The 17,338-nt window shown below is 44.2% G+C and carries 17 protein-coding genes, 1 tRNA gene and 2 pseudogenes; 14 read left to right on the top strand and 6 right to left on the bottom strand.

Translation table 11 applies throughout. The features are described from left to right. Positions 1 to 15 precede the first annotated feature (15 nt). From recO to FTU86_RS09045, 3 genes are read left to right on the top strand one after another with little or no spacing between them, the layout of a single operon-like run. A complete protein-coding gene (gene recO / locus FTU86_RS09055) occupies positions 16 to 726 on the top strand; it encodes a DNA repair protein RecO (protein ID WP_180036446.1) in 711 nt (236 codons plus the stop codon). Positions 727 to 739: 13 nt separating this feature from the next. After that, positions 740 to 1,465: a pyridoxine 5'-phosphate synthase gene (gene pdxJ, locus FTU86_RS09050; RefSeq protein ID WP_180036447.1), complete on the top strand. Its 726-nt coding sequence runs from the start codon at positions 740 to 742 to the stop codon at positions 1,463 to 1,465. A 15-nt stretch (positions 1,466 to 1,480) separates the two neighbouring features. Further along, the gene (locus FTU86_RS09045; protein WP_180036448.1) at positions 1,481 to 2,134 is read left to right on the top strand and encodes a tRNA-(ms[2]io[6]A)-hydroxylase; all 654 of its coding nucleotides are present in this window, start codon (positions 1,481 to 1,483) and stop codon (positions 2,132 to 2,134) included. Between the two features lie 260 nt (positions 2,135 to 2,394). Here the strand turns inward: FTU86_RS09045 and FTU86_RS09040 are convergent. Beyond that, positions 2,395 to 2,470 (bottom strand) — tRNA-Asn (locus tag FTU86_RS09040). Positions 2,471 to 2,706: 236 nt separating this feature from the next. Between FTU86_RS09040 and FTU86_RS09035 the strand changes: the two genes are divergently transcribed. Continuing rightward, entirely contained in the window at positions 2,707 to 3,165 is a 459-nt protein-coding gene (locus FTU86_RS09035; protein WP_180036449.1) for a hypothetical protein, read from the top strand. A 96-nt stretch (positions 3,166 to 3,261) separates the two neighbouring features. Here FTU86_RS09035 and FTU86_RS09030 read toward each other — a convergent pair whose 3' ends face one another. Continuing rightward, a complete protein-coding gene (locus FTU86_RS09030) occupies positions 3,262 to 4,497 on the bottom strand; it encodes a pyridoxal phosphate-dependent aminotransferase (RefSeq protein WP_005176698.1) in 1,236 nt (411 codons plus the stop codon). Positions 4,498 to 4,716: 219 nt separating this feature from the next. Between FTU86_RS09030 and FTU86_RS09025 the strand changes: the two genes are divergently transcribed. After that, the gene (locus FTU86_RS09025; protein ID WP_005176699.1) at positions 4,717 to 4,899 is read left to right on the top strand and encodes a hypothetical protein; all 183 of its coding nucleotides are present in this window, start codon (positions 4,717 to 4,719) and stop codon (positions 4,897 to 4,899) included. A 46-nt stretch (positions 4,900 to 4,945) separates the two neighbouring features. Here the strand turns inward: FTU86_RS09025 and FTU86_RS09020 are convergent, their stop codons facing one another. Next, the gene (locus FTU86_RS09020) at positions 4,946 to 5,140 is read right to left on the bottom strand and encodes a diguanylate cyclase (protein WP_180036450.1); all 195 of its coding nucleotides are present in this window, start codon (positions 5,138 to 5,140) and stop codon (positions 4,946 to 4,948) included. A 63-nt stretch (positions 5,141 to 5,203) separates the two neighbouring features. On the opposite strand from FTU86_RS09020, the pseudogene FTU86_RS09015 reads away from it, so the two are divergent. Both FTU86_RS09015 and FTU86_RS09010 read left to right on the top strand, forming a co-directional pair. Further along, positions 5,204 to 5,817 (top strand): annotated as a pseudogene (locus FTU86_RS09015) (IS607 family transposase). Further along, positions 5,814 to 6,971 (top strand): RNA-guided endonuclease TnpB family protein, encoded by a 1,158-nt coding sequence (locus tag FTU86_RS09010; RefSeq protein WP_016659040.1) that lies wholly within the window; start codon positions 5,814 to 5,816, stop codon positions 6,969 to 6,971. Before FTU86_RS09015 ends, FTU86_RS09010 begins: the two are co-directional and overlap by 4 nt. A 134-nt stretch (positions 6,972 to 7,105) precedes the next feature. On the opposite strand, the gene FTU86_RS09005 is transcribed toward FTU86_RS09010, so the two are convergent. Together FTU86_RS09005 and FTU86_RS09000 are read right to left on the bottom strand one after the other, a co-directional pair. Continuing rightward, on the bottom strand, positions 7,106 to 7,312 hold the full coding sequence (locus FTU86_RS09005) for a hypothetical protein (RefSeq protein WP_225876408.1): 207 nt from the start codon (positions 7,310 to 7,312) through the stop codon (positions 7,106 to 7,108). Positions 7,313 to 7,472: 160 nt separating this feature from the next. Next, positions 7,473 to 8,252 (bottom strand): hypothetical protein, encoded by a 780-nt coding sequence (locus FTU86_RS09000; RefSeq protein ID WP_016660041.1) that lies wholly within the window; start codon positions 8,250 to 8,252, stop codon positions 7,473 to 7,475. Positions 8,253 to 8,561: 309 nt separating this feature from the next. Here FTU86_RS09000 and uvrB point away from each other — a divergent pair, with 309 nt between their 5' ends. The 6 genes and pseudogenes from uvrB (at position 8,562) to FTU86_RS08970 (ending at position 15,523) form a co-directional block, all read left to right on the top strand. Continuing rightward, positions 8,562 to 10,583: an excinuclease ABC subunit UvrB gene (gene uvrB, locus FTU86_RS08995; RefSeq protein WP_035362953.1), complete on the top strand. Its 2,022-nt coding sequence runs from the start codon at positions 8,562 to 8,564 to the stop codon at positions 10,581 to 10,583. A gap of 124 nt (positions 10,584 to 10,707) precedes the next feature. Next, positions 10,708 to 11,295: a lipocalin family protein gene (locus FTU86_RS08990; protein ID WP_168398848.1), complete on the top strand. Its 588-nt coding sequence runs from the start codon at positions 10,708 to 10,710 to the stop codon at positions 11,293 to 11,295. A 133-nt stretch (positions 11,296 to 11,428) separates the two neighbouring features. Further along, positions 11,429 to 12,358 (top strand): EamA family transporter RarD, encoded by a 930-nt coding sequence (gene rarD, locus FTU86_RS08985; protein WP_005176706.1) that lies wholly within the window; start codon positions 11,429 to 11,431, stop codon positions 12,356 to 12,358. A 269-nt stretch (positions 12,359 to 12,627) separates the two neighbouring features. Beyond that, positions 12,628 to 14,094 carry a glyceraldehyde-3-phosphate dehydrogenase gene (locus FTU86_RS08980; protein ID WP_180036975.1) on the top strand — a complete coding sequence of 489 codons (1,467 nt, stop codon included), beginning with the start codon at positions 12,628 to 12,630 and terminating at the stop codon, positions 14,092 to 14,094. Positions 14,095 to 14,260: 166 nt separating this feature from the next. Then, positions 14,261 to 14,776 (top strand): annotated as a pseudogene (locus tag FTU86_RS08975) (MFS transporter); the annotation flags it as partial. A 72-nt stretch (positions 14,777 to 14,848) separates the two neighbouring features. Further along, positions 14,849 to 15,523 (top strand): hypothetical protein, encoded by a 675-nt coding sequence (locus tag FTU86_RS08970; RefSeq protein ID WP_180036973.1) that lies wholly within the window; start codon positions 14,849 to 14,851, stop codon positions 15,521 to 15,523. 13 nt (positions 15,524 to 15,536) lie between these two features. Here the strand turns inward: FTU86_RS08970 and FTU86_RS08965 are convergent, their stop codons facing one another. Continuing rightward, the gene (locus tag FTU86_RS08965; RefSeq protein WP_180036972.1) at positions 15,537 to 16,388 is read right to left on the bottom strand and encodes an SDR family oxidoreductase; all 852 of its coding nucleotides are present in this window, start codon (positions 16,386 to 16,388) and stop codon (positions 15,537 to 15,539) included. 115 nt (positions 16,389 to 16,503) lie between these two features. Here FTU86_RS08965 and FTU86_RS08960 point away from each other — a divergent pair, with 115 nt between their 5' ends. Continuing rightward, on the top strand, positions 16,504 to 16,878 hold the full coding sequence (locus tag FTU86_RS08960) for a helix-turn-helix domain-containing protein (RefSeq protein ID WP_168396279.1): 375 nt from the start codon (positions 16,504 to 16,506) through the stop codon (positions 16,876 to 16,878). Positions 16,879 to 17,338 lie beyond the last annotated feature (460 nt).

The raw sequence follows: 17,338 nt of genomic DNA, 5'->3' as shown, positions 1-17,338 counted from the left end.
TGATATCCTGCCCGCATGCGTAATGAAGTCTTGCATGGCTACCTGATCCATCATCGTAAATACCGCGAGCGTAGTCATATTGTGCATCTGTTTACCCAGGAATATGGGCGGATTGATGGTATTTTAAGACAAACCCCGCCACCACAATATCAACCGATTAGCCTGCAGGCCTCGGGTAAATCTGAACTGAAAAATTTTACCAAACTGGAAATTATCAACCAGCCCGTATTTTTCTTTGGCGATGCCTTTTTTTCCGGTTTTTATCTGAATGAAATTTTGCTGCGTCTATGTCCGCTCGAAGTAGAGATGCCCGAGACTTTTCTGCAATATGCCACCACTTTGCAGCAATTGCAGCAGCTGTCAAGCCATCCGCAGCCGAACAGCTTTTTAAGACAGATTCTGCGCCAGTTTGAGTATGTATTGCTGCAAGAGCTGGGTTATGCCATCGACTTTGAAGTGGATGCCAACCAGCAGCCGATTGGTGCAACGCAGCAGTACCAGTTTTTATTAAATGAAGGCTTTATGCCAACGGCGCAGGCTTCCCGTTCCAGTTTAAGTGGTGTGCAGATTTTGAGTATGCGTGACCATGAAAAGGGTAGGGATTTTAATCCAGAACAGTTACAATTACTGTCTAAATTATATCGGCAGATGATCAGCTCCCTGCTGGGAGATCGGCCGTTAAAAAGTCGTCAATTGTGGATACAGAACTCCCAAACACAATCGTAATTAGGAAAAGAGTATGGCTGCATTACTTGGTGTAAATATTGACCATGTTGCAACATTGCGACAAGCACGTGGCACCACTTACCCAGATCCGGTCAATGCCGCACTGATTTGTGAACAGGCCGGTGCAGAGGGTATTACCTTGCATCTGCGTGAAGATCGTCGTCATATTCAGGATGATGATGTGCGTCGTATGCGTCCATTGCTGAAAACCCGCATGAATCTGGAAATGGCGGTGACTGATGAAATGGTCGAGTTTGCTAAAGAAATCAAACCACATCATGTTTGCTTTGTCCCTGAAAAACGCCAGGAAGTCACCACAGAAGGTGGACTGGATGTGGTCGGTAATTTTGCTGCAGTCCAAGCGGCAACACAGGCTCTCTCTGTTCTGGGCTGTGATGTATCCCTGTTTATTGATGCCGACTTTGCCCAGATTGATGCTGCAGTTGCTTGTGGTGCACCGACCATTGAAATTCATACCGGTGCCTACGCCGATGCTGAAACCGCAGAGGCGCAGCAGGCCGAGCTGGAGCGTATTGTGAAAGGCGCCGAATATGCCGCGGCCAAAGGTCTGGTGGTGAATGCCGGCCATGGCCTGAATTTAGATAACGTGACGCCGATTGCTGCAATTCCGCAAATTCATGAACTGAATATTGGTCACTCGCTCATTGCCGATGCCGTGTTTGTGGGTCTGGCCCAAGCTGTACAGCAAATGAAAGCAGCGATTAAAGCTGCACGATAATTCTGAAGTTTTTGTATGTCGACAATCAATTATGATGAACTCATGAAGCCGGTGATCGGCTTCCTGGGCTGTGAAACCCCGCAAGCCTGGCTGGATGAAGCATTGAGCAATTTGGAAATCCTGATGCAGGATCATGCCAACTGCGAGAAAAAAGCCGCGGGCACGGCCATGAACCTGATGTTCCGCTATAGCTTCTTTACCGATTTGCAGGTCAAACTGGCGCAACTGGTTCGAGAAGAAATGCTGCACTATGAACAGGTGCTGGAATTCATGAACAAACGCGGACAGGAGTGGAAAGGCTTGAGCGCAGGCCGTTATGCCGGCGGCTTACGCAAAGAAATCCGTACCTATGAGCCTGAAGCGTTAATTGATGTACTGGTGATTGGTGCCTTTGTAGAAGCACGTTCCTGCGAACGTTTTTATGCCTTGGCACCGCATGTTGATGAAGAGCTGGGGCGCTACTACCGCTATTTGCTGAAATCTGAATCGCGTCATTATGAAGATTATCTGGCACTAGCATTGGACGTTGCCAAAACTGCCAAGCTAAAAAATCCGGAAGAAGATATTCAGGGCCGGATTCAGCATATTCGTGAAGTGGAAAAAAATCTGATTTTAAGCCCGGATGATACTTTCCGTTTCCATAGCGGTGTGCCGGCGCAGGCAGCTTGAAACAGTCAATATTTTTTGAGAGAAAACGGGACTTCGGTTCCGTTTTTTTATGGCTGCGAGAAGGGAATCGGGATTGATCTGCCTGTTTGAAGATAGAACTGATCTGCTGATGGACGTCTTGCTATTAGATCGCTCGGGAAGATGTCATCCTCTTTTGGCAGCCTTCAGATGTGAATCGCTGTGGGAATTAAAAAGATTGGAAGCTATAAATTTTGGCAATAAAAAAGCCCAAGTCTTAAATGCTTGGGCTTTCTTGAATTTGGCTCTCCCACCTGGGCTCGAACCAGGGACCTGCGGATTAACAGTCCGTCGCTCTACCGACTGAGCTATGGGAGAATCTGAATGCGATTATAGAGGGATTTTGGCAGGGGTCAAGCGAAAACTGTCATCTTTTTTACATTTAAAGTTTATATGCTTTTTATTTGTGCAAAATAAAATAAAACACGAAAAAATCTTGCAAAGCAAAAAATCTGTTGTTAGATTAAATCCAGAAAGTCGTTTGACCAAATGGTTAAACAGTGTGGATTTAAACCAACTTGCCAGCACAAAAATGGCTAAATCGGAGACAGCGAATGAATACGCTCAGCATCCCTGAAATTTTTGCAAACCTCAATTTTTACAAAGACAACTACCTTTCTCTTATCAGCAATCCAGAAGATTATTATACGCCTGTTGCTTCGGCCTATATCAACGTATGGCCAGTCGGGCATGTCGATCTGTATCTGGGCGATTTGCTGCAGCTGTGGTTTAGTGAAAAATGGCTGATCAATGGGCCATGTTTCCAGCTTTCAGAGCATCCGGATCATGCGATCCGCACGCCATTACAGCGCAGCCAGGATTTATACCTGTATCAGCTTGCCGGCAGTGCCTTGTCGGGTAGTAACCGCTGCCGGGTCTGGTCGGCTTCTGAACAAAAAGAACTGCGGGTGAGTCTGGATAGTGCCTTTAAATATTACTGTATTTATAAGGGTACAGACCGTCCTGACATCTCACGCAGTCAGCTCATTCAGGCGCTGAAAAAGGCCATCTAACCGTTATCTATGGTCCGCTGAATTGAGCGTTTAGAGTTAAATCAGGCCATAAAAAAACCGCGAACAGGTCGCGGTTTTTTTATTGCTCAGAAGAGATTATTGAGCAGCTTTTTCAGCTTCGATAGACGCAATCGCTTCATCAACGCCTTCGATTGAATCCGCCGCTTTCTTGATACGCGCTAACGCATCTACCAGCACTTCATCAGCTGTTGCATAAGAGATACGCATGAAACCGCCTAAACCGAATGCATCACCTGGAACCACGGCAACGCCCGTTTCTTCCAGTAACCATGCAGAGAATTCTGTGCAAGATTTTAAGCCTTTAGCACGAATCAGTGGTTTGATGTTGGCGTAAGCATAGAACGCACCATCTGCAGGTAAGCAAGAAATACCTTTGATGTCGTTCAGGCCGTTTACCACCAGGTCATGACGGCGTTTGAACGCTTCAATCATTGGTTGTAGAACGTCTTGAGGGCCGTTTAATGCAGCTTCTGCAGCCACTTGTGAAATAGACGTCGGGTTAGAGGTTGACTGAGACTGGATTTTTTTCATCGCACCGATCAGTTTAGCAGGGCCCGCTGCATAGCCGATACGCCAGCCAGTCATGGCATAGGCTTTAGACACACCATTTAACACGATAGTGCGGTCATACAGGTCTGGTGCAACAGTAGCGATGTTGTAGAACTCGTCATCCCAGCGGATTGGTTCGTACATGTCGTCAGATGCGATATACACTTCTGGGTATTTACGCAGTACTTCAGCCAGAGCTTCCAGTTCAGCTTTGGTGTAGATCATGCCTGTCGGGTTAGACGGGCTGTTCAGTACCACTAAACGGGTTTTGTCTGTGATGGCTGCTTCTAACTGAGCAGGAGTGATTTTGAAGCGTTGTTCTTCGCCACATTTTACAATCACTGGCACGCCTTCAGCGATGATGACCATATCTGGATAGCTTACCCAGAATGGCGCAGGGATGATCACTTCATCACCTTTGTTTAACAGTGCAAGTGCCAAGTTAAAGAATGATTGTTTACCACCGCAAGACACCAGAATCTGGTTGGCTTGGTAGTCAAGGTTATTGTCACGTTTTAGTTTCGCAATAATGGCTTTTTTCAGGCCTGGCGTACCGTCAACAGCGGTATATTTGGTAAAACCGTTGTTAATCGCTGCAATTGCTGCATCTTTGATGTGTTGTGGTGTATCGAAATCCGGTTCGCCTGCACCCAAGCCAATTACGTTATGACCAGCAGCTTTCAATTCAGCAGCTTTGTTTGTCACAGCAAGCGTTGGGGACGGTTTGATGGCATTTACACGATCAGAGAGACGTACGTCCACGGCAGTATTCCTTCTTATAGGGATTAAAAAATAAAAAGCACACTATCTTAGCTCAAAAATAGTCACTTCGTCGTTTAAAATCTCAACAAATTAATAAAAAATCACGAAATTTGTGCTTCTGCGCCTCAAAATAAGGCATTTTTGAGAATAAAAAGCCGGAGGCTCGCTTCTGACTGCAAAAAACCTTAAAATAGCGCTAATTTGATTTGAGTTATCGTCATGAGTAAGCAGCAGCCTACTTCAAAAAAACCTGTGGTAAAACTCCCATTCCCAATGCCATCTGCGGAAGAAAAAGCCCAGATGGATGCCTTGCATAATCAGGTTCGTCCTAAAGATGAAGGTTATGCCGACAAGCTGTTTCCACCACCACGTGGGACCCGTAAATCTATGGGTAAACGCTAAGAAAAATGCCACGTTCTGTGGCATTTTTTATGGGCACTTGATGGGTTTAATCCTGGGTTTCACGCCGGTCAAACTGGACATAATAGGCGCGTTTTTGGGTGTACATGGCCTGATCGGCGCGTTTTAGCATCTCTTCAATACTTTCCTGTGGTAGTGTGGTCGCAGACCCAATCGACAGATTCAGCATCTGATTACCATGAAACTGACTGTCAATTAACAGCAGTTCCTGCAAGCCTGCCAAACAGTTGTGCAGGGTTAATAACTGCTAATTGAAATCTACTTATTTCTATATTATTATATACAAATGAGTAGATATGTTAGTATTGGCGTTGCAGCTAAAACACTGGGTGTTTCCATCCAAACCCTAAGAAGATGGGATGAGGAAGGCACTTTAGTCGCAGATAGAACCCCAAAAAATCACAGACGTTACGATCTAAGCAAGATCACACCTGAACTTATCCATGATCTATCAATCCAGAACAGCCGAAAAACTATTGCTTATGCAAGAGTATCTAGTCACGATCAAAAGGCTGATCTTGAGCGACAAAAACAAGTTTTGGAAATGTACTGTGCCAAGCAGGGATGGACATTTGAGATTATTAGTGATTTAGGCTCAGGGATGAATTATCACAAAAAAGGCTTAAGGCTCTTTTGGATGGAATTATTAATAATGAAATTGGTCGATTGGTTTTAACCCACAAAGATCGATTATTACGTTTTGGTGCTGAATTGGTTTTTGCTTTATGTGAAGCTCGGAATGTTGAAATTGTAATTATTAATCAGGGTGAAAATTTGAGTTTTGAGGAGGAACTGGCTCAAGATGTCCTGGAAATTATTACTGTATTTTCAGCACGATTATATGGAAGCCGAAGTAAAAAGAACCAAAAGTTAATACAGGCGGTCAAAGAAGCACTATGAGTCGATTTATACGAGGGCATATCATTGAATTGATGCCCAATAATAAACAAGCAAGCCATTTTGCTCAGGCAAGTGGTGTTGCTCGTTTGTCGTATAATTGGGCTTTAAGAGAGTGGCAGCGACAATACAAGGCTGATAAGGAATATCGAGATCAGTGTGAGTATTATGATGTTGCGGTGAATGAAATGCTTCTTAATAGACCTAAAGAGAGTAAATTAAGAAAACACCTAAACACTTTTAAATTTGAAAAATATCCTTTCATGAAGAAAGTGACTAAGTGCGCACCACAGTTGGCGATTAAGCAGTTGGGTAGTGCTTTTGATAGATTTTTTAACGGCAAATCAGGATACCCCAAGCCAAGAAAAAAAGGCAAGGATGACCGTTTTTCATTATCAAATGATCAATTTAGCGTCAAGGGTCGGTCTATTAAAATCCCTAATTTGGGTTGGGTGAAAATGACTGAGAATCTGCGCTATAAGGGTAAAATTCTCTCGGCCAAAATATTTAAACAAGGTGGTAAGTGGTTTGTATCAATCGCTGTCGAACTCACCCAGATCGAAAAGCTTAAACCGAAAACAGGTTTAAGTATCGGTGTTGATTTGGGTGTCTCTAATCTTGCCACCCTTTCAAATGGTGAGGTTATTCCTTCTAACGCACCACTTAAAAGACAGCTTGCAAAACTAAGACGACTCAACAAGTCTTTTAGTCGTAAGAAAAAAGGTAGTCAGAATCGAGAAAAAGCAAAAGCCAAGCTATCTCGCCTGCACTATAAAATTGTCTGTCTACGCAAGAATAATCTTCATCAAGTCACAACGGATTTGGTAACACGTTTTGATGTGATTGCGATTGAAGATTTGAATGTTAAAGGCATGTTGAGGAATCGTAAACTCGCAAGAGCTATATCCGATATGGGTTTTTATGAGTTTAAAAGGCAGTTGATTTATAAAGCCAAACAGCATGGAAAATCGGTACTTTCGGTTGGTCGATTCTTCCCAAGTAGTAAAATGTGTTCGTGCTGTGGTGAATTAAATCAATCTCTCACACTTTCTGCGCGAGAGTGGAAGTGCTTAGTTTGCCAAACCATCCAAAATCGTGATGTTAATGCATCAATTAATATCCTGCGATATGCGGATAAAGATTTAATCACTGCATAAGTGGTGATTAAGGCGGTGAGTTACACCGTGACAGCCTATGGAATTGAGGTAATCCCTAAAGCAAATGCTTTAGGTTCTTGATGGTGAAGTAGGAATTAAACATCAAACCCACATTGAGTAGGTTTGAGTAGGTTTTAAATAACGGTTTTCTGGTTTACGCTCAGAATTTTAATTTTACGGGCACATTCAATGACACGGCTTGGATCTTCCAGTAAATAGCCACGTAAATCCTGAATGCCTTGTGCGCGCCACAGCTCAAACTGTTTTTTAATTTCACTAAAGTCTTCCAGCCACAGGGCAATCGGCGCAAGGGTAAAAACAGGCGTGTCCAGTATTGTCATAGTCTGAAGCTCGATTATTCTAGTGAATGAAAAATAGAATTATAATCAAGTTTTTTATTATGTGATAAGAATTTTATTTATTTTTATAAATGTGATTTGCATCACTGAATTAAAAAGCAGCCGGCTCAGTGGCCGGCTGCTCTGGTATTAAAAAGAGGGATTATTTTTTGGCCCGATGCGCCGGACGCGGTGGGGTAATTTCACGTTGACCATGCCAGACTTCGGCAAAATCCTGTTCATTAATACTATACAGTTCCAGTAAGGCTAGAATCACCCCGCCAAACAGCATGGAACCTTCAGAGTTGCTTTGCCATTCGAAGACCTTGCCTTTCAGGCCATATAAAATATCTTCAATTTCAAAAATCCGGTCACGGCCATTGCTGTCGGTCGGGTACATCTGGGTATTCAGCAAAATTTTAGCCAGACTTTTTTCATTGTCATTTAAAGCCAGTACTTCAATCAGCTCATCCGGATTGCTGGCAAAAATCACCGGATCACGAAAAATGGTATGCAGAAAATGCTGGTTCAGTTTCGGTAAAGATTTCTCGACAAAAGGCCGGAAGGAGGCCGGGAAAATCACATTGTGGGAAATGCCTTTAAACATCGGGGCGATTTCCTCGACTTTATAACCGGCAATACCACAGCCAATTGAAGTCAGAAAATACTTCATTTTCGGATGATTTTTGGTATAGGTTTTAAAGTCATCTATATAGTGCTGAATTTGCGACAGCGGCATTTGCTGCAAATGCTCGTTCATGGTTGGAATGGCAAAGCTTTGTCCGGCCCAGCCACGCCCTACGCCGCGCACGGCGCCAAAGTGTTGCAGGGCAGTGCGCGCTGCACCGCCGGCATGATCACCCGCCAGATTACTGCCAAAGACAAAAATCGTATCTTCAGGCAAGCTTTTAATAATACTTTCATCATGATATCGGTAAGTCATTGTCATTAAATCTATGTGATCCCTTGTGTTCATGTTGCCCGTGAAGCGGGGCAGAATCAAGTGAAAAAGCACAAGACGAGGGTGTTTTTCTGTTTCACATGAAGATTTTGCTTTGATCTGGGTATGTCTGGTGAGAGTGTGCCAAACAGCAGCGGGTGAAGGTCTTTATTTCAGTTGCACTGCGGACTAAAAACAGAACCTTGCCGATGCTGCCGGTGACAAGAAAGTGTACAAAAATTACAATCTGAAGCCAGATAATAGGCTGAATCTGTTAGACTATTTTTTTCGATCTGTATGAGTACGCTATCCGTGAGTGATCATCAACCTTTTGAATTGGTTACCCATTATCAACCTGCTGGAGATCAGCCACAGGCCATTGAAAAGCTGGTGCAGGGAATTCAAAAGGGCATGCATGATCAGTTGCTGCTGGGGGTAACCGGTTCCGGCAAGACCTATACCATGGCCAACGTGATTGCCCAGTTACAGCGGCCAACTATTGTGATGGCGCATAACAAGACTCTGGCGGCCCAGCTCTACGGCGAATTTAAAGCCTTTTTCCCGCATAACTCGGTTGAATATTTTGTCAGTTATTATGACTACTATCAGCCGGAAGCCTATGTGCCATCTTCCGATACCTTTATTGAAAAAGATGCTGCCATTAATGATCACATTGACCAGATGCGACTGTCGGCGACGCGGGCATTACTGGAACGTCGTGACTCGATTATTGTGGCATCGGTATCGGCTATTTACGGTCTGGGTGATCCGAATGCCTATATGAGCATGTTGCTGCATGTGGTGCAGGGCGACCGGATTCAACGTGAAGACATCATCCGCCGGCTGGTGGAAATGCAATATAGCCGCAATGAACTAGAGTTTTTGCGCGGGACCTACCGGATTCGCGGTGAAATTATTGATATTTTCCCGGCAGAATCGGAGCAGAATGCCATCCGGATTGAACTGTTTGATGATGAAGTCGATTCGATCCGCTGGTTTGATCCGCTGACCGGCAAAATGATCCGCAAAGTGCCACGCGTCACCATCTACCCGAAAAGCCACTATGTCACGCCTAAAGACCATCTGCAGCGCGCCATTGAAACCATTCGTGAAGAACTGAAAGAACGTTTAGGCTTTTTCCGTGCACATGACAAGCTGCTGGAAGCACAGCGCATCGAGCAGCGTACCCGTTATGATCTGGAAATGATGCAGCAGCTCGGCTATACCAACGGCATTGAAAACTATTCCCGTCATTTATCCGGTCGTCCGGCCGGTGAAGCGCCACCAACCCTGTTTGATTATGTGCCGGATGATGCCTTGCTGATTATTGATGAGTCGCATGTTACCGTGCCACAAATTGGCGCCATGTATAAAGGTGACCGTTCGCGTAAGGAAAACCTGGTCAATTATGGTTTCCGTTTGCCAAGTGCGTTGGATAACCGGCCAATGAAATTTGAAGAATGGGAACGGATTATTCCAAGCACTATTTATGTCAGTGCCACACCGGCGCAGTATGAACTGGAAAAAGCTGAACAGATTGTCGAGCAGGTGGTGCGTCCAACCGGTCTGATTGACCCGGAAATTGAAATCCGTCCGGTGCTGACCCAGGTCGATGATGTCCTGTCGGAAATTAACCTGCGTAAAGATAAAAACGAGCGGGTTCTGGTCACGACCTTAACCAAGCGCATGGCCGAAGATTTAAGTTCCTATTTAAAAGAATACGGCATTAAAGTGGCCTATCTGCATTCCGATATTGATACGGTCGAGCGGGTCAAGATTATTCATGAGCTGCGTACCGGGATTTATGATGTGCTGGTGGGGATTAACCTGCTGCGTGAAGGTCTGGATATGCCAGAAGTCTCGCTGGTGGCGATTCTGGATGCCGACAAGGAAGGCTTCCTGCGTTCCGAACGTTCGCTGATTCAGACTATTGGTCGTGCTGCGCGGAATATTGCCGGTAAGGCGATTTTATATGCTGACCGGATAACCGATTCCATGCAAAAAGCCATTGATGAAACTGAACGTCGCCGAGCCAAGCAAATTGAATTTAACCAGCTACATGGTATTACTCCGCGCAGTGCTGTGCGTCAGGTCATTAAAGAAATTGATACCGGCGAGGTGCTGGAAGAAGATGTAATTGATGAGCAGATGGCAGCACAAACCTTGGCATTAACCGCGGATGAACGGCATATCGTGTCGGACCCGAAACTGTTTGCCAAGCATGTGGCCAAGCTGGAAAAAGAGATGCTCAAAGCCTCAAAAGAATTGCAGTTTGAACAAGCCGCACGTCTGCGTGATGAAATTATTCGTTTGAAGGCACAAATGCTGCAGTAAAGAAAAGTGTGGGAACTGTTAAAAAACTCCTTACATAACACAACAGTAAATACCTGAATTTACCGTTAATTTAGCCAAGTATGCTGAGAACTCCAGAACAATATTGAAGGTATAAGGTGACCTGATGAAAACGAATAATCTCCCTAAAGCGAGTTATAAATTGGCAAAAATTGCCGTAGGCGGGGCAGTGCTGGTCGGTTTAGGGCTGGCCACCATGGCTTATGCCCAGAAAGAGCCACTACCCACCGTTGAAAAAGTGGAATTGGATCGTTACCTAGGGGTCTGGTATGAGGTGGCACGTAAACCGATGTCCTTCCAGAATAAATGTGATCGGGATGTCACGGCGACCTATACCTTAAATGAAAATGGCAATATCAAGGTCGATAATCGCTGTATCACCAAAAATGGCGAACAAACCATCTCTATTGGTGAAGCCTTTGTACAAAATGCGCCGTTTAATACCAAACTGAAAGTCAGCTTCCTGCCAGAATTTATCCGCTGGATGCCAATTGGTCGCGGTGATTACTGGGTGCTAAAACTGGATGAAGAGTATCAGACTGTGCTGGTCGGTGAGCCACATCGTAAATATATGTGGGTGTTGTCGCGTACCCCGCAGGCCAATCCGGAAGTGATCAATGAATATCTCGAGTATGCCAAATCTTTAGGCTATAACCTGGATGATATTATTCACACCAAACAGACAGCCCGTTAAAGCAATCTCCTACTAAAAATACACCATGCTCCGGCATGGTTTTTTATTTTTCGGTCAATAATTCATGCACGAACAGAGTTTTCCGGAGATGAACTGAGTATAATCAGCGCTCGGCAAAGATCAGGAGTGAAAGATGTATAAAGGCGTTGCTTTGTCTGTATTGGCATCCATCACTTTTGGTGTGCTGTATTTCTATACCCAGTTTCTGCAACCTTTAGACAGTGAAGAAACTTTTGCCTGGCGCATGCTGTCCACCTTGCCTTTTATCACCCTGTTTATGTGGTGGAGTGGTGATTTAAAGCATGTGGCCGAGATTTTCAGGCGGGTGCTACAACAGCCGCTTTTATTGCTGTGGCTGCTGATCAGTTCGTTCTTATGTACCACGCAACTGTGGCTGTTTTTATGGGGGCCAATTAACGGCCGTGGTCTGGAAGTGTCGCTCGGTTATTTCCTGTTGCCACTGGTGATGGTGCTGGTTGGCTGTGTGCTGTATAAGGAAAAACTGTCCAGCTGGCAAATGCTGGCGGTGGCGCTAGCCGTACTGGGCGTCGGACATGAAATCTGGCGCATTGGCAGTGTGGCCTGGGAAACTGTGTATGTGGCGCTGGCTTATCCTTTGTATTTCTTTTTACGCCGTCAGTTTAAAACCGACAATTTAGGCGGTTTCTGGTGGGATCTGTTCCTGATTTTACCAGTCGCGTTTTATCTGGGCTTTGTCTATAGCGACAGCATGGCATTGCTGTTGAATTACTCGCATCTGATCTGGGCTGTGCTGGGACTGGGCTTTTTAAGTGCCTTAGGTTTGGGCAGTTATATTCTGGCCAGCCGTTATTTGCCTTTTGTGATTTTTGGTTTGCTTAGCTATCTGGAACCGGTGTTGCTGGCTTTCGCCTCGATGATGCTGGGCGAGCGTGTTGAAGCCGATGAATGGCTGACCTATATTCCAATCTGGCTGGCGGTATTGCTGCTGGTGATTGAAGGTGTACTGCATGTACTGAAACAGAAACGGCAGGAACGGGCCTTGCAAAAAAATGTCCAGAACTATCAGGACCGGCTGGAATAGCAAAAAAATATTGTTATCAGTCGGTAAAACTTGTCTGATAAAGCAACAAACAGATAACTTGCTCTTTTTTATATGAAAAATAGCGGTTTTTAAAGATTTAGGAGCGAAATCATAAAAATAATTACAACTATTTTGCAAATTTATACTGAATATATAGCAAAATAGAGCGGTCTTAGACAGCTTTTGATTCAATCTTGCCGCCAATTCCATTACAATTGTCGGGTTTTGAATTTTATGCCTAGATATACAATTAATTAGAGGACGTATCTGTGAGCAAAGAGACTATCATCGCCCTACACGCAGAGCACCAAGGTCGCTGGAAAAACCGTGAAGAAATCGCGGAACAAATGATCGCTTTGATCGGTAAGCTGTACCGTGAGAAAAATATTGTTGTTTCAGTATTTGGACGTTCTTTAGTTAACCGTTCAGTGATTCAGATTTTAAAAGCACACCGTTTCACGCGTATGATGGACGTTGAGCTTTCAGTTGTACACACTTTCCCGATTCTTGAAGCATTAGCAAAAGTTGAAAACATTGGTACTGCTGAAATCGACCTGGGTAAACTTGCGGTTGCCTTTAAAGAGCAAGGCGGCGATGCAGATGCATTTGTAGCAGCTGCAGTCAAAGCGGTTGAAGGTCGTCCAACTTCTGTAGAAGGCCGTGATGTTGTACTTTACGGTTTCGGTCGTATTGGTCGTATCCTGGCACGTTTAATGATTGGTCAGTCTGGTCTTGGCCGTGGCTTGAACTTAAAAGCCATCGTAGTGCGTAAATCTGCAGATGGTGATTTGGAAAAACGTGCGTCTTTATTACGTCGTGACTCGATCCATGGTCCATTCTCTGGCACCATTTCTGTTGATGAAGAAAACGAAGCAATTATTGCGAACGGTCAGTTCATTAAAGTGATCTATGCATCTAACCCGTCTGAAGTAGATTACACTGCATACGGTATTAACAATGCACTGGTAATCGACAACACCGGTAAATGGCGTGATGCTGACGGTCTGGCTCAGCACCTGCAATGCCCAGGCGCAGCACGTGTCATTCTGACTGCACCTGGTAAAGGTGACATGAAGAACGTTGTTTATGGTGTAAACCAGGGCGACATTCTTGATGAAGATGCCATCATCTCTGCAGCAAGCTGTACTACAAACGCAATCACGCCAACCTTGAAAGTGTTAGACGACAAATACAAGGTGCTTAACGGTCACGTTGAAACAGTTCACTCGTTCACTAACGACCAGAACCTGATCGACAACTACCACAAAGCTGACCGTCGTGGCCGTGCTGCTACATTGAACATGGTAATTACTGAAACTGGCGCAGCGAAAGCAGTTGCGAAAGCACTTCCAGCGCTGAAAGGCAAGTTAACCGGTAACTCTGTACGTGTTCCAACACCAAACGTATCACTGGCGATTCTGAACCTGACGCTTGAGAAAGAAGTTGAGCGTGACGAAGTGAACGAATACATCCGTCAAATCTCAATCAGCTCGAACCTGCAAGGTCAGATCGGTTATACCAACTCGACTGAAGTGGTATCTTCTGACTTCATCGGTTCACGTACTGCAGGTGTATTCGACGCGCAAGCAACCATCACTTCAGGTAACCGTTTAACGGCTTATGTATGGTACGACAACGAAGTTGGCTATAGCTGCCAGGTACTGCGTATCGCTGAACAGATGGGTGGCGTAAGCTATCCAAAAGTTCCTGCTGAAACAAATGCTTATAATTTGTAGTGCAGATCAGAAAGAGCCTCATTTGAGGCTCTTTTTTTATCTTCCATTAAAATAATAAGCAAAGATGCTATACAAAAAATTGCAAACCGTATCACGGTTTTTGGGCACAATTTCTGTCGAGAAAAACAAAAATGACAGATAGGATAAACCGTTGCCAAACAGATTGATGCTCCGCGGCATAATCTTGATGGTGCTGGCAGCCATGGTAGGTGTAGCAATTGCCTTATGGATTTTTCGGCATTTTCAGATTTATATTCCGCTCGAAAACCAGCAGGTCAATATTGATTTGCAGGAAGCACTCCAAGCCGAAGTTAAAATTCATGATGCACTGGATGTCGATGTCAGTGGCCGGGTCAATGCGGTTATTCCCATTCAGGAAAATCTGGATATTCCGCTGACCCAAACCTTAAATCCACGGGTGTATTTTGATACGCATGTCCCAATTCGTACCACCATTCCGGTGCGGGAAACCCTAAAAATTAACCAGCCCTTGGCGGTTGATACCCAGGTCAAAGTCAGGTTAATGGGTAAAGACATCAGTTTGCCGCTCAAAGGCACCATTCCCATTGTGCTGGATGTCCCCATTTATATGGATGTGCCGCTGGCGCAAAAAGTCCATTTAAAATTTAATGCGCCGGTGAAAACGGTATTAAAAGAAAACCTGAATATTCCTTTAAACAGTATCCGTCTGGCGACGGCCGAAACGGCGCAGCCACAGACTACTGTACAAATGGTCGAGTAGAGGAGCGTGTAGATGTTTTCTTCACTTCGCCATCAGCTTGTGTTGGGCTTGATTGTGGCTGCGCTGATCGCACTTCTGTTCTGGCTGTATTTAAATATTCAGGCCTCGATGTATGTCAATGCCCAAAAAGCGCGGTTGTTGTTACCGGAAGATTTACCTACTCATATTGAGGTCGGCAATTATTTACAGGCCCATACCCAAGGCCATTTAGATACTGAAATTCAGCTGGATCAGCAGGTGCAATTGCCTTTGGAAGGTAAATATCCGGCCAATCTGCAATTTGTGGTCACCACACCGATTGATGTAAAAGTGGACTATAAAACCCATATTCAAATTGATCAGCTGATGCCGCTACAGACCAGCACCGATTTAATCTATCAGAATCCGTTATTGCCCAAACTGCCGTTACAGCTGGATATTCCAATTAAAATGAGTGTGCCGTTTCATTTGCAGCGCACCTATCGGCTGCCAGTGAAGATTTTATTTAATGGCCCGGTCGGTCTGGAACTTCATGAGCTGTTAAAGGTCCGCTTGCTGCATCAATTTGCGCCGCAATTAAATCTGAATGATCCAATGACCTTGCAGAAAGTTTCCGGTTTTAATGCCACGATGCGTAATGTTGAACGACGCACACAAGCCAATCTGGATATGAAAATGGATCTGAAACTGAGCCAGATCCATCCATAAACTGAAGCTGACTTTAGATCAGTTTTTGTAAAATGCTTGTGATATTTGCCGTTGGACGTCCCAGTAATGTTTGCAAATCCTGGCTTTGGCTATACATGACGCCATCTTGGGTTTGAGCATCGACATCCGCCAAGAAACTGGCAAAACCCTTGTCTAAGCCCACCTGTAGCAACAGTTGCTCAAAGGCTTCAGGGCTTAAGTTATTGTACTGCACTGGTTGTTGACTCACCTCGGAGATGGCTTGAGCAAGATCAGCCTTGGTAAAGCTTTGGCTTGATGCCAACTCATAGGTTTTATTCAGATGGGTATCCGTGAGTAATACACGTGCAATTGCTTCAGCATATTCGTCACGAGACGCGGCACTAATTTGACCATCCCCACTTGCACCATATATTGCGCCATGTTGGATCTCTTGGGTTAACGCACCCAAATAGTTCTCGATATACCAGTTGTTGCGAAGCAGGGTATAGCTCAATCCACTTTCTTGAATCAATTTTTCAGTTTCACGATGTTCCTGTGCCAAGCCTAAACTGGAGTGATCTGCATTTAACAAACTGGTATAGGCAATATAGGGAACTTGACTCGCCTGGGCGGCTTCAATTACAGCTTGGTGTTGTGCAGTACGACGACCAATTTCATTGGCTGAAATTAAAAGTAACTTATCTACGCCCAATAATGCGGTACTTAAACTGTCAGCTTTGTCGTAGTCGAAATGGCGGATTTCGATGCCTTGCGGTAATTGTGCCTGGGCTTTTTCAATATTACGGACCAACGCAATAAGGTGATGTTCTGAACTTAAATTTAGAAGATGGTGGATCACCAATTGACCCAACTGACCAGTTGCACCTGTAATCGCAATATTCATATCTAACTCCAATATTGTTTGAAAAATAATCTTGATGGTTAAATACTAATCTGTTAACTTACTAAATGTAAGTACATACCAAAAAGTAAGCTTATTACCCACAGGAAAGATTTTTATGTCAGCTTATGAAACCAGTAAATTGCTTGGTCAAGTTTTATCCATAGATTGTCCATCGCGTGAAATTTTGGAACACTTAACCAATAAATGGTCGGTATTGGTTCTGCGCTGTTTAAGTGATGGTGTACATCGTTTTAGCGAGTTAAAGCAGCGTATTGAAGGGGTGAGCGAGAAAATGTTAGCGCAGACTTTAAAAATGCTGGAACAAGATGGTTTTATATTAAGAACGGTTTATCCCGTTGTGCCACCAAAAGTAGAATATCAGCTGACGATTTTGGGTTCGCAAGCGTCTGAAAAGTTAAATTACTTGATTGGATGGGTAGAGCGTAGTTTGCCTGAGATTTTAGAGAATAAAGCGCGTGTTTCAAAATAGATATTAAGTTGCTTGTGGGGAAGCAATAATGAAACCATCTGGTCGCGTCGCTTTTAGTGGTCTATGTCATTATTTTGACTTTTATTTCATAGATGAATTTTATAACTTAAGCGCAAATATATTGGGTTCATTTTCTATTTCTGGAAGAGGCGACTGGAGATCAAAGATTCAAGGAGAGGATTAAGCAATTTAATCATAAAAGCTTAGGATTATATTCAAGCTATTCGCGGAGGTTAACGTCGAAAAATATCGAGTTTATTGATTATCGAGTATCTAGGCTTGGAAAAGAAATGGGTCATACTTTTATCGCGTTAGGTCAGAAGTTAATGCGCTATGCAATTGATCAACAATAATAAAAAGAAATATTTTTATAAGCTAGTTTAAACTTCTCATTCAGCATAACAGCCCCTCATCCTAGCCTTCTCCCAAAGGGAGAAGGAACTTGCAGGATTTATCTTAT

The sequence above is a fragment of the Acinetobacter sp. YH12155 genome (genome assembly GCF_013418255.1).
GTDB lineage: Bacteria > Pseudomonadota > Gammaproteobacteria > Pseudomonadales > Moraxellaceae > Acinetobacter > Acinetobacter indicus.
The sequence above is the reverse complement of the archived record's forward strand: the minus strand, read 5'-3'. Positions and strand labels throughout refer to the sequence as shown.